Origin of the sequence: Blautia sp. OM06-15AC (genome assembly GCF_003481425.1) — a bacterium.
Lineage (GTDB): Bacteria > Bacillota > Clostridia > Lachnospirales > Lachnospiraceae > Fusicatenibacter > Fusicatenibacter saccharivorans.
In genome coordinates this window covers 186,246-198,452 of record NZ_QULD01000003.1, presented here as the reverse complement: position 1 = coordinate 198,452, position 12,207 = coordinate 186,246, and the positions used below count along the sequence as shown (strand labels likewise).

General features: G+C 50.1%; 10 protein-coding genes. All 10 read left to right on the top strand.

All coding sequences use genetic code 11. From position 1 onward, the window contains the following. Window positions 1-33 precede the first annotated feature (33 nt). Window positions 34-1,653 (top strand): HAD hydrolase-like protein, encoded by a 1,620-nt coding sequence (locus DXB83_RS17135; RefSeq protein WP_117801725.1) that lies wholly within the window; start codon window positions 34-36, stop codon window positions 1,651-1,653. Between the two features lie 178 nt (window positions 1,654-1,831). After that, the gene (gene rpsB, locus DXB83_RS06225; RefSeq protein WP_022461152.1) at window positions 1,832-2,563 is read left to right on the top strand and encodes a 30S ribosomal protein S2; all 732 of its coding nucleotides are present in this window, start codon (window positions 1,832-1,834) and stop codon (window positions 2,561-2,563) included. Window positions 2,564-2,683: 120 nt separating this feature from the next. Continuing rightward, a complete protein-coding gene (gene tsf / locus DXB83_RS06220) occupies window positions 2,684-3,622 on the top strand; it encodes a translation elongation factor Ts (protein ID WP_022461153.1) in 939 nt (312 codons plus the stop codon). A 254-nt stretch (window positions 3,623-3,876) separates the two neighbouring features. Continuing rightward, a complete protein-coding gene (locus DXB83_RS06210) occupies window positions 3,877-5,556 on the top strand; it encodes an FMN-binding protein (protein WP_117804373.1) in 1,680 nt (559 codons plus the stop codon). A gap of 205 nt (window positions 5,557-5,761) precedes the next feature. Further along, the gene (locus DXB83_RS16835; RefSeq protein ID WP_243108863.1) at window positions 5,762-6,139 is read left to right on the top strand and encodes a hypothetical protein; all 378 of its coding nucleotides are present in this window, start codon (window positions 5,762-5,764) and stop codon (window positions 6,137-6,139) included. Window positions 6,140-6,296: 157 nt separating this feature from the next. Next, the gene (locus DXB83_RS06200; protein WP_117804374.1) at window positions 6,297-9,035 is read left to right on the top strand and encodes a translation factor GTPase family protein; all 2,739 of its coding nucleotides are present in this window, start codon (window positions 6,297-6,299) and stop codon (window positions 9,033-9,035) included. Between the two features lies 1 nt (window position 9,036). Next, complete coding sequence (locus tag DXB83_RS06195) at window positions 9,037-9,741, top strand: IspD/TarI family cytidylyltransferase (RefSeq protein WP_055219430.1); 705 nt, start codon at window positions 9,037-9,039, stop codon at window positions 9,739-9,741. After that, entirely contained in the window at window positions 9,738-10,751 is a 1,014-nt protein-coding gene (locus DXB83_RS06190) for a galactitol-1-phosphate 5-dehydrogenase (RefSeq protein ID WP_117804375.1), read from the top strand. The genes DXB83_RS06195 and DXB83_RS06190 overlap by 4 nt, the downstream gene beginning before the upstream one ends. A 4-nt stretch (window positions 10,752-10,755) precedes the next feature. Next, on the top strand, window positions 10,756-11,427 hold the full coding sequence (locus DXB83_RS06185; RefSeq protein ID WP_117801721.1) for a ribulose-phosphate 3-epimerase: 672 nt from the start codon (window positions 10,756-10,758) through the stop codon (window positions 11,425-11,427). 80 nt (window positions 11,428-11,507) lie between these two features. Next, complete coding sequence (locus DXB83_RS06180; protein WP_055219426.1) at window positions 11,508-12,068, top strand: manganese efflux pump; 561 nt, start codon at window positions 11,508-11,510, stop codon at window positions 12,066-12,068. Window positions 12,069-12,207 lie beyond the last annotated feature (139 nt).

Here is a 12,207-nt window from a genome sequence, read left to right as displayed (position 1 = left end):
ATACGATAAAAAAGTAAAAGAGGAAATAAGAGTATGTCAGATATGATATTATTTGATCTGGACGGAACCCTGACCGATTCCGGTCCTGGAATTACAAGATGCGTACAGTATGCGCTGGCATCCTTTGGCATCGAAGAGCCGGATCTGGAAAAACTGAACTGTTACGTGGGGCCGCCGCTTCTGGAATCTTTCATGAATTTTGCAGGCCTTGGCTGCGAAGAAGCACAGCAGGCCATCACAAAATACCGGGAGCGGTACGAGGCAGAGGGCATTTTTGAAAATGAAGTATACGAGGGAATCCCGGAGGTTCTGGCGTATCTGAAAGAGAAGGGAAAAATTCTGGCGGTAGCATCGTCCAAACCGGAAAAATACGTGGAGCAGATCCTGGAGCATTTCGAAATCAGAAAGTATTTTACCGTAGTAACCGGTTCAGAAATGAACGAAACCAGAACCGATAAAGGAGAAGTCATCGCAGAGACGCTGCGCCGACTCGGAGCAGAAGACAGCCGTTCCGACGTGGTGATGGTTGGTGACAGAAGCTATGACGTAATCGGGGCAAGAGAAAACGGACTGCTCTGTGTCGGCGTATCGTATGGGTACGGCGGAAGAGAAGAACTCGAGGCAGCAGGTGCCGCAAAGGTATGTGATACACCGGAAGAACTGAAACTGCTGGCGGAGGATCCGAAAGAAGAGAAGAAAAGACGCGACCGCATCAAAAAAATGAAGCCGGAGCGTATCCCGTGGCTGACAAGAGGAGAAAGTGGAACAGGAATCTTTGCGCCGAAAGAGAAAAAAGCAGAGAATATAAAAGAAAAAAGGACAGCGAAAACAGAGCCAAAAACGGAGGAAATCGTAATTCCTATCCAGCGGAAGCTATGGCGTCTTTTAAAACCGCTTCTGACGTACGAACTGTTTCTGATCGGAGCAACCGTACTTCTGGCGCTGATCCTGATGACGTTTACGACCGGCGGTTATCTGGAAGAGCGTATGCACGCGACATCCGTTCTTGCATCAGCAATCGGCAGTCTGGCGGCGATCCCGGTTCTCTGGAAACAGTACAAAAAAGATGAAGGCATGTTCCCGAAACCGGAAAAACGGTGGAGTGCGGCAGAGGCAGCCGCCTGTATTCTGCTGGTTATGACCTTCGGCCATCTCCTGAATACTGTAATGAACGTGACCGGCTTTACCAGAATCTTTTCCGGCTATCAGGACATGGCATCAAAGATTTATGAAGGACAGAACCCGCTGCTTCTGATCCTGTCCGTCGGTGTGCTGAGCGCGGCCGCAGAGGAAATTGTTTTCCGCGGCATGATTTACCGCAGGGCAAAAGATTTCTGGGGAACCGGCTGGGGCATCGCAGCATCATGTCTGCTGTTCGGTGCATATCACGGCAATGTGACGCAGTTTGTCTATGCAGCCGTGGTAAGTGTGCTTCTGATCCTTATTTATGAGCGGTGCGGAACACTCCTTGCCCCGGTTCTTGCGCACATGGCAGAAAATATCTGGGGACTTTACCGGAGCCAGTTCGTATCCTGGATGACCCAAAAAGCGCCGGCAGGTGCATGGATGTTCATCTTTTTGGAAGCGGTAATCTGCGCCGGAACATTCTGGTATCTGTTTTTAAAGGATAAACAGGGAAAAACACAAAAATAACAGAAAAAAACCGCAGAATCCGCGAAAAAAATGCTTGTCATGAAAAAAACTCTGTGATACAATCTTACTGTTGCACAATAAGCACCCATGCGGTACCAAGGATGGTGCCTGTTTTTTGAAAAACAGGTTCCAAGGTGAAAAAACATGGGGAAGAATAAAACCATAAGGAGATAAAACAATGAGCGTAATTTCAATGAAACAGTTACTGGAAGCCGGTGTTCATTTCGGACATCAGACAAGAAGATGGAATCCTAAAATGGCTCCGTACATCTACACAGAGCGTAATGGTATCTACATCATCGACCTGCAGAAATCTGTAGGAATGGTAGATGACGCATACAAAGCTGTTGCAGACATCGCAGCAGACGGCGGCACAATCCTTTTCGTAGGAACCAAAAAACAGGCTCAGGACGCTATCGCTGTTGAGGCAGAGCGCTGCGGAATGTACTATGTAAACGAGAGATGGCTCGGCGGTATGCTGACCAACTTCAAAACCATCCAGAGCCGTATTGCAAGACTGAAAGCAATCGAGACCATGGAGCAGGATGGCACCTTCGAAGTTCTTCCGAAAAAAGAAGTCATTGAGTTAAAGAAAGAGCTTGCAAAACTGCAGAAAAACCTTGGCGGTATCAAAGAAATGAAGAGACTGCCGGACGCTATCTTCGTAGTAGATCCGAAAAAAGAGAGAATCTGCGTACAGGAAGCTCATACACTGGGAATTCCGCTGATCGGTATCTGCGATACCAACTGCGATCCGGAAGAGCTTGACTATGTAATTCCGGGTAATGACGACGCTATCCGTGCCGTAAAACTGATCGTTTCCAAAATGGCAGACGCAGTGATCGAGGCAAAACAGGGCGAGGCTGAGGAAGCTGCATACGAAGAAGCAGCAGAGACAGACGCTGAATAATTTACGCGAAGTAATGAACTGGGGGGAACTTGAAATTCAGGTTCCCTTCGGCGAATCTCACAATAGCAGACCGGCATGAAGATGCAGTCTGCTGAATCACGTATACGGAGGAATAAAACAATGGCTATTACAGCAGCAATGGTAAAAGAGTTAAGAGAAGTAAGCGGTGCTGGTATGATGGACTGCAAGAAAGCTCTTACAGCTACCGAAGGTGATATGGACAAAGCAATGGAGTTCCTGAGAGAAAAAGGACTTGCTACTGCTCAGAAAAAAGCTGGCAGAATCGCAGCTGAGGGTATCGTTATGCTGAACGTATCCGAGGATGGAAAGAAAGCTGTCGCTGTAGAAGTAAACGCTGAGACAGACTTCGTTGCAAAGAACGAGAAATTCCGTGGCTATGTAGCACAGGTTGCAGAGCAGGCTATGGATACAACTGCAGCAGACGTAGAAGGATTCCTGGCAGAGCCTTGGAAATTCGATACCAACGAGACCGTTGGCGAAGAGCTGGCTCATCAGATCGCTACCATCGGCGAGAACATGAACATCCGTCGTTTCCAGCAGGTAAAAGAGGAGAACGGTTTCGTTGCTTCTTATACTCATATGGGCGGTAAAATCGGTGTTCTGGTTGACGTTGAGACAGATGTTGTAAACGATGACCTCAAAGAGATGGCTAAAAACGTTGCAATGCAGATTGCAGCTCTTCGTCCGCAGTACACAAACCGCGACGAAGTAAGCGCTGATTACATCGCACATGAGAAAGAAATCCTCATGGCTCAGATTCAGAACGACCCGAAAGAGTCCCAGAAACCGGAAAAAGTTATCCAGGGAATGATCCAGGGCCGTATCAACAAAGAGCTCAAAGAGATCTGCCTGCTTGACCAGGTATACGTAAAAGCAGAAGACGGAAAACAGTCCGTAGCTCAGTATGTAGCACAGGTTGCAAAAGCAAACAACGCAACCGTAGCAGTAAAAGGTTTCGTTCGTTTCGAGACCGGTGAAGGAATCGAGAAGAAAGAAGAGAACTTTGCTGAGGAAGTTGCTAAACAGATGAACGCATAATTCAACTGTGAATTTGTAAAAATAACGCAAAAATATAAAACCCTCATAAATGTGCAGAAAATACACGATTTATGAGGGTTTTTTACTGTCACAGGCAGTATCCATCGGAAATGCAGTAAGTGCCCTGAAGGATACCGTCCCCGGAGATTTCTCGGCAATGAATCTTTCGGAGATTTGTGAATTAATCCAGGAACATAAATCGAATGGTCCGGTAATGGAGATGAAACGTTAAACATAAGAAAAGAGGAACAAATTTGAAAAAACAAGACAAAAGAAACTGGCCGAAAGCAGTGATTCAGATCCTTTCTTTCCTGCTGATCCCGGGCTTGTTTGAGGCGCAGTTTTCTGCGGTTGGGACGATTATTTCCGCAGTTTATCAGGGGACGGTTTCGTGGGAACGGATCAGGTATTCGGTATGGATGGTGCTGGCGACGGTTCCGGCGGTGATTATTGTGGGACGGTTTTTCTGCGGATATTTCTGCAGCTTCGGGGCTGTGCAGGATTTTCTGTGGTTTGCAGGAAATAAGCTGAAAAAGCGGTTTCGAAAAGCAGGTGCGAAAAACCTGCATTCAAATTCAAAGAAGAGTGGAAGAAATGTTCCAACAGGCTGGATCAAATATGGTGTGCTCCTGTTCTGGGCAGTCTTCGTATGGAGCGGTATGATAAAATGGAACATCGCAGGGCCGTGGCAGGTATTTGGACAGTACAGTTCCATCGGACACTGGCCGGGCGTGAAGCCGATGTTTTCGATTGGCGGTGCGCTGATTCTGGTGATTTTCGTCGGATCCGTCTTAATCCAGCGCTTTTTCTGCCGGTATCTCTGTCCCATAGGAGCCATCTACAGCATGATTTCCAGATGTACGCTGTTAAAAATTGTAAAACCGCGGAGCAAATGCGGAAACTGCCGTCTCTGTACTGCAAAATGTACCATGGGAATTGATCTGACAGAAAAAGAGCAGACGGCAGGCGGCGAGTGCATTGGATGCGGGGTATGTATAAACGGATGTCTGAAGAACAATGCACACTGGAAGTACCGATACAGCGTGTGGATCGGTGTCGGGGTGACCTGTCTTACGATTGCAGCGTCACAGTTCCTGATCCGGAGCGAGAGCGGTTCCGTTGGTAAGACAGCAGGTGATGCGGCCATTAATACGGCAGAACAGAATCTGGACAGCAGATTCCAGGACGGCGCTTATTCCGGAAGTGGAGAAGGCTACCGCGGAACCGTGACCGTTTCCGTAAAAGTGGAACAGGGAACGATAACCGGATTGACGATAGAGAACGCCGAGGATGATCAGACATATCTGGACAGAGCAAAGTCAGGAATCTTTTCGGAAATCATGAAAAAACAGAGTGCCGAGGAGATAGATACCGTTTCCGGCGCCACCTACAGCAGTAAAGGGTTGATTGAGGCCACTCAAAATGCGTTAAAAGAAGCCGCCGGAGATGAGAATACTGTACAGGAAAATACAGCATCTGAATCGACGGATACAACGGAAGAAAAACAGGCATTCCTGGACGCCGGCCGTTTCCACGACCTGAAAGACGGTATCTGCACGGGTACCGCCGATGCCTTCCGCGGGGATGTCGAAGTGCAGGTAACGGTAGAAAACCAGAAAGTGACCGACATCTCCATCCTTTCCTACTGCGACACCGAGGAATACTTTTTCCGTGCAGCGCCTTACGTGATAGGGCAGATGAAAGAAGAACAGAGCCTTAACATCGACGCCTTGAGCGGTGCCACCTACAGCAGCAACGGTATCATTCACGCCACCGCCAATGCACTCGAAATCCCGGAAGACGAATATGCACCGCGTCCTGGCCGGGATCTGGCACATAAGCAGAAAGAGCACGGTCATATTGTAAAACATACGATCGAGAGCCAGGAGCAGTATGAAGAAAAAGTAAAAGAATACGAAGACGCACAGAATTAAAAAACAAAAATAATCTCAAAATAAGCACTGTAAATACATCCATCTGTATTTGCAGTGCTTTTCTGCTGTAACAGAACCCCGCCTGACTGCATCAAAAATATAAAAAATTTAACAATCATTTGATATAGACCTTATAGGAACAGGATAGCAGTTAAAATACAAATGTGCCACGATCGTGATTGTAGTAAAAAATATTCTGAAAGAAATGGCAGGAACAGCAAAAATACAGCGGTTAGGCTGGAGTCTGGAATGGATGCAGCGCATATCTGAAAAAGGAAACGAAAACCTGGGACAGCTGGGGTATACGGATCATTCGCAGAAACACTGTATGCAGGTTGCCCATCAGGCAGAGTACGGTGCACTTCTTGCAAATGAACTTTTAAAAGAAACGGATATGACGTTGGAAGACAGAGTAACCATCGTTCCTTGGTTCTGCAGTTATTGCAGCTGTAAAACTGGCAGGCGGAACGATCAACGTGGCGGTTGCATGCCTGGCGATTTTCTTTGCACTGGGATTTATTTTCCTGAAAATTGCAGATCGGCAGCCGATGGCGGGGGAGAGATAAAACAGAACATAACATAAAAAATCTCAAAGCAGGAGAGAAATCCGCTTTGAGATTTTTTGCGTTTCACTCCGGGGTTCCGCAATGAGAGGTTTTGTGGTACAATAAGCAGTGAGTCGGGCCGCAGGGGATGAGGGGGCCTGAAAAATATGAATCATACAGACAGGATGAAACAAAATGGAAAAAACCAAAAAACTGGCGGTAGGCATTTTAGCGCATGTCGATGCGGGAAAGACGACGCTGGCAGAGGGAATTTTATATAAAACAGGCCAGATCCGGAAAGCCGGAAGAGTGGATCACAAGGACGCCTTTCTGGACACGGAGGAACTGGAAAAAGCAAGGGGCATCACGATCTTTTCCAAACAGGCCGTGCTGAAGCTGAACGAGACGGAGGTCACACTCCTTGACACGCCGGGCCATGTGGATTTCTCGGCGGAGATGGAGCGCACTTTACAGGTCATGGACTATGCGGTTCTTCTGATCAGCGGTGCGGACGGCGTGCAGGGGCATGTGGAAACCCTGTGGCGGCTGCTCGCGCGGTATGAGATCCCGGTCTTTCTCTTTATCAACAAGATGGATCAGCCAGGCACGGATGCGGAAAAACTGCTGGAAGAACTGCAGAGCCGTCTCTCAGAGCACTGCCTGAATTTCTCGCAGGATCTCCAGAACGCAGAATTGCTGGAAGAACTCGCCATGTGTGATGAGGACGTGCTGGAGCAGTATCTGGAAACGGGAAGCGTGGAAGAAAACCAGATCCGCACGATGATCGCAGAGCGGAAGGTTTTTCCGTGCTGCTTTGGCTCTGCACTCAAGATGGAGGGCGTGACGGAATTTCTGAAAATTCTGGACCGGTTTACAAAAACGCCGGAGTACGGCGGGGATTTTGGCGCGCGCGTTTTTAAGATTTCAAGGGACACGGCAGGAAACCGTCTGACGCATCTGAAAATCACGGGCGGCGTGCTGAAGGTGAAGCAGATGCTCGGCGAAGAAAAGGCAGACCAGATCCGTATTTATTCCGGTGCGGGCTATACGATGGTACAGGAAGCACCGGCGGGGACGATCTGTGCCGTAACGGGACTGAACAGCACTTTCTCCGGTCAGGGCATCGGCAACGAAACCGAGGCGGAAAAACCGGTGCTGGAGCCGGTGCTGACGTACCGCATCGAGCTTCCGCCGGACTGCGATGTCCATCAGATGCTTGGAAAACTGCGCCAGTTAGAAGAAGAAATCCCGGAGCTCCACATTGTCTGGAATGAGCGCCTCGCGGAAATCCATGCGCAGGTCATGGGTGAGGTGCAGATCGAGATCTTAAAGAGTCTGATCCACGAGCGTTTCGGCGAATGGGTGGAATTCGGAGCCGGAAATATTGTATACAAAGAGACGATCCGCAGTACCGTGGAGGGTGTCGGCCATTTCGAGCCGCTGCGCCATTATGCGGAAGTTCATTTGCTGCTGGAGCCGGCAGAACCGGGCAGCGGACTGCAGATTGGAACCGTCTGCAGCGAGGACACCCTGGACCGCAACTGGCAGCGTCTGATCCTCACACATCTGCTGGAGCGGAAGCATCCCGGCGTGCTGACCGGGTCGGAGATTACCGATATGAAAATCACGCTGGTCAAGGGCCGTGCGCACATTAAGCACACCGAGGGCGGCGACTTCCGCCAGGCGACGTACCGTGCGGTGCGGCAGGGACTGAAAAAAGCAGAATCCGTTCTGCTGGAGCCGGTCTATGCGTTCCGTCTGGAAATTCCGTCGGAATCGACGGGACGGGCGCTGAACGATATCCAGCGGATGTACGGCAGCTTTGAACCGCCGGAAATGGAAGGCGATATGACAGTGATCACCGGAACCGCACCGGTTGTGACGATGCGGGATTATCAGAAAGAAGTGACTGCTTATAGCCGGGGACGCGGAAGAGTGTTCTGTACCTTAAAAGGATATGAGCCGTGTCACAACGCGGAGGAAGTGATTGCCTTCATCGGCTACGATTCCGAGGCGGATGTGGAAAATCCGACGGGTTCTGTGTTCTGTGCCCACGGGGCAGGCTTTGTCGTTCCATGGAATGAAGTGGAAGACCATATGCATCTGGAATACACGCTGGAAAATCCGGAAGAAGAAAGCGATTCAGCCGAATCTGCGGCAGACCGGAGCGGCGGAGCATCCTCTGTGCAGAAAGCAAAAAAAGCATCCGACCGCGTGCCGATGGCAGCTTCCCTGCAGGAGGCAAAGGAGCTGGAAGAAATCTTTACGAGGACATACGGCAAAGTGGAGCGGAAGCGCGCCGGTTTCGAGCGGCGGACACGTCCGGTCACCTCGTCATCCGGCATCGGGGATCCCAAATATGCAAAATCAAACCGCCCGAAGGAGCCGCAGGAGGAATATCTGCTGGTGGACGGCTATAACATTATTTTTGCATGGGATGATTTAAATGAGCTGGCGAGGTATAATATTGAGAGCGCCAGAGGAAAGCTGATGGACATCCTGTCAAATTATCAGGGATATAAAAAAATGACGCTGATTCTTGTCTTTGATGCCTACAAAGTAAAAGGCAACCAGGGTGAGGTCGGCATGTACCATAATATTCATGTCGTTTATACGAAAGAGGCGGAGACGGCTGACCAGTACATCGAGAAAACGGTTCACAGGATCGGCCACAACGGCAACGTAACGGTGGCTTCCTCGGACGGTCTCGAGCAGATCATCATTATGGGAGCGGGCGCGCATCGTCTCTCCGCACGGGATCTGCGCACCGAGATTGAACATACAAACGGCCAGATCCGGGAAAACTATCTGGAGAAAGAACAGAAAACGAAGTCGTACCTGCTGGAGAACGCCTCTGGAGAACTGGGAGACTTTTTAAAAGAGCTGGAAGAAGAGCGAAAAAAAGAGAGTAAAAAGAGCAAAGGAAAGGCTTAAGATGAATTACGCAATCATATTATCGGGGGGAATCGGAACGAGAATGCAGATGGGGGATTTTCCGAAGCAGTATCTGGAAGTGGAAAAGAAACCGATTCTGCTGTATACGCTGGAGCAGTTTCAGAAAAGCAGTGCCGTTGAGAAAATCGTCATCGTGGCGGCAGATGCCTGGAGAGAGAAGATCCGCGGATGGATGGAAGAAGACGGGATTACGAAATTTCTCGCCTTTGCGGATGCCGGGGATACGCGGCAGGAATCCATTCATAATGGCCTTACCGTCTGCATGGAGGATTCCGTATCGGAGAACGACGGTGTGATCATCCACGACGGCGTGCGGCCTCTGGTGAGCGAACAGCTGATTGGCGACTGCCTTGCGGCGCTTGCCGATCATGAGGGCTGTATGCCGGTGCTGCCGATGAAGGACACGATCTATCAGAGCAGCGACGGAACGAAAATTGACCATCTGCTGGAGCGCAGCACGCTGTTTGCCGGTCAGGCGCCGGAAGCCTTCCGGCTGCATCCGTACGCGAAGATCAACCGGGAAGCATCGAAAGAGGAGCTGTCCCTCACAAGGGGAACGAGTGAAATTGCCTACCGCCATGGAATGGATGTGGCGATGATCCCAGGGGATGAGCGGAACTTTAAGATTACAACAAGGAGCGATCTGGAGCGTTTCTGTACGATTGTGGAAGGAGAAACGAAATGAGAGCATACGAGCTGCATGGAGTCAATGATTTAAGAAGGGAAGACATCGAAAAACCGGAAATCCCATCCGGCTGGGTTCTGGTGCAGGTAAAGGCATCAGGAATCTGCAGCTCCGATATTCCGCGGATTTTCACAAACGGAACATACCATTTTCCAACGATTCCGGGTCACGAGTTTTCAGGCGTGGTTGCCGCATACGGCGAGGGTGTGCCGGAAGAGCGAGTTGGAAAACGGGTCGGCATTTTCCCGCTGATCCCATGCCGCACCTGCCCGCAGTGCCGGCAGAAAAAATATGAGATGTGCGAACACTACGATTACCTCGGCTCGCGCCGGGACGGCGGCTTTGCGGAATACGTGGCCGTGCCGGACTGGAACCTGATGGAGCTGCCGGAAAACGTCAGCTTCCGCGAGGCAGCAATGCTGGAGCCGCTCTCTGTGGCGCTTCATGCGGTGAAACGAAGCGGTGTGAAGCCGGGCGATACCGCAGCAGTGATCGGAACGGGCATGATCGGTTTTGCAGCGGCAGCGTGGGCGAAAGCGCTCGGCGCCGAAACCGTTTTTGTGATTGGACGGGGCGAAGCAAAACGTGCGGTCGCAGAACAGATCCCGGGCATCTCATATGTGACGGAAGAGGAGAGTAAAGCGATTCAGGCGGATGTTGTAGTAGAAGCGGTCGGAACGCCGCAGGCCGTTTCCGGTGCAGTTCTTCTTGCAAGACCGGGCGGAAGCATCGTGCTGATGGGAAATCCATCGGGCGATCTTGCGATGGAAAAGAACGTGTACTGGCGCATCCTGCGCAAACAGCTGAACCTGATGGGAACGTGGAATTCTTCTTATGAAAAAGATGAAGCCTGCGACTGGACGGAGGCACTCGATGCGCTTTCGAAGAAGAAAATCCCGGCACAGGCGCTGATCACGCACTGTTTCCCGTCCGAAAAGCTGATGGACGGACTGGAACTGATGAAAAATCATAAAGAGCCATACTGCAAAGTAATGGTTTCATGGGAGTAGAAATATGAGAAAAAGTCAGATATCGGCATCCATGATGTGCTCAAACCTTGTGGATCTGCAGGCGACGATCGATGTATTTGAAAAAGAAAAAGTCGAATATCTCCATATTGATGTGATGGACGGCGAGTTCGTTCCGAACTTCGGCCTTGGCGTCGACTACATCCGCGGACTGCGGGAACTGACGAGTATTCCGCTCGATCTTCATCTGATGATTAAAGACCCGGAGTACAAGCTGCCGTGGATCGGCATTTACAAAGAGGACATCGTGACGATTCATTATGAGAGCACTTTCCAGGTGCAGCGCGCGCTCGATTACCTCGTGCCGTACGGCTGCAAGCGGTTCCTCGCGATCAACCCGGCGACACCGATCGGGCAGATCGAGGAAGTGCTTGATTATATCGACGGCGTCAATCTTCTGATGGTGAATCCGGGCTTTGCCGGACAGAAAATTGTGCCGAGTACGCTGCGCAAGGCGGAAAAGCTGCAGAAATTTCTGCAGGAGATGCACCGGGAGGACATCATTTTAGAAGTGGACGGAAACATTACGAAGGAGCACGGCGCGACGCTGCGTTCCTTTGGAGCCAGCATTTTTGTGGCGGGAACTTCGAGCATTTTCTGCACCGATGTATCGCACTTCGGAGAAAAAATCCGGGAATTCCGGAAAGCAGTGGAATAAGAAAAAGAACTGCCTTCCCGGGATGCACGGTTTGAAAAACAGACGAATACTGTAAAGTGAGAAATGACGGAGCGTGTCATATGGTAGAATTGCTTCTGCTTGCTGCGGCGCTCTCAGCCGATAACTTTGCAGTAAGCATCGGATATGGAAGCAGCAATACGAGAATTTCACCCGGCATGACGGCGCTGCTGAATCTGTTTTGCAGTGCTGCCCTGGTTGCTTCCGCGCAGTTTGGAAAAAGATTTCTGCAGTCCGCAGGACCGGAATGGGGAACCAGAGTGGGTGCGGGCTGCTTTTTTCTTATGGGAACGCTGAAAATTTTCGAAGAACTGAGAAAACGCAGAAGAAAAAAGCAGGGAAAACCAGAAGCAAGACTGGAACATCTGGAAAAACAGCTCCACCCACTGGAATTTGGCCTGCTGGCGGTTTCGATGTCGGTGGATGGAATTGTCTCCGGCGTCTTTGCCGCGGATCTTCCGGTGACAGGAGGACAGATCTTTTTTGCCTCCTTCGCGGTCGGAATGGCGGCGATGTATGCCGGAACTGCCATCGGAAAAAAGACGGGGCAGAAAAACGGCGGAAACGGAGCACTGTTCGGAGGAATTCTGTTCTATTTACTGGCGTTTTTAAAGCTCACATAGAATTACATGTAAGAAAGAAAAACCAGCAGATCCCGGCGTAAAATTGACAAGCCCGTGCAGATATGCTATAAAAGTAGGAGGTTTGCTGCTGGAAAATTTAAAAAACAGATGCAGCAGACAAAGTAAGAGAGGAAAATAC